The organism is Aminobacter sp. P4_D5 (assembly GCF_056401815.1).
The window spans coordinates 1-715 of the sequence record NZ_JBFUIP010000707.1; the positions used below are offsets into that span (position 1 = coordinate 1).

General features: G+C 66.4%; 1 pseudogene. It reads left to right on the top strand.

Going from position 1 to position 715, the window contains the following annotated elements:
• Positions 1-715, top strand: a pseudogene (locus AC1DWF_RS34460) (DNA polymerase III subunit alpha); the annotation flags it as partial.

A 715-nucleotide genomic window follows, 5' to 3' on the forward strand; every position in this document is an offset into this window, starting at 1 on the left:
CCGCCGTGCCGCTCGACGATGCGAAGACCTACGAGATGCTCGCCCGCGGCGACGCAGCCGGCGTGTTCCAGTTCGAAGGCCAGGGCATGCGGGACTGCCTGCGCTCCATGCGTCCCGACCGCTTCGAGGACCTGATCGCCGCCGTCTCGCTCTACCGTCCGGGCCCGATGGAGAACATCCCCGCCTATTGCCAGCGCAAGCACGGCGAGAAGTGGAACTCCCCGCACCCCTGCATCCACGAGATCCTGGCCGAGACCTACGGCATCATGGTCTATCAGGAGCAGGTGATGCAGATCTCGCAGGTGATGGCGGGCTACTCGCTCGGCGGCGCCGACCTGCTGCGCCGCGCCATGGGCAAGAAGAACATGGCCGAGATGGCGCAGCAGCGCGCGATCTTCTGCGAGGGCGCGGCGAAGAACGGCGTGCCCGAGGCCACGGCCGTCGAGGTCTTCGACCTCATGGAGAAGTTCGCGAATTACGGCTTCAACAAGTCGCACGCGGCGGCCTATGCACTGGTCGCCTATCACACGGCCTGGCTGAAGGCGAACCATCCGGTGGCCTTCCTCGCGGCCTCCATGACGCTCGACCTCGACAAGACGGACAAGCTCGCCTCGCACATGCAGGAGGCCGGCCGCCTCAAGATCAAGGTGCTGGCGCCCGACATCAACAGGAGCGGCGCCGAATTCACCATCGAGCAGACGGAGAACGGCGCCGC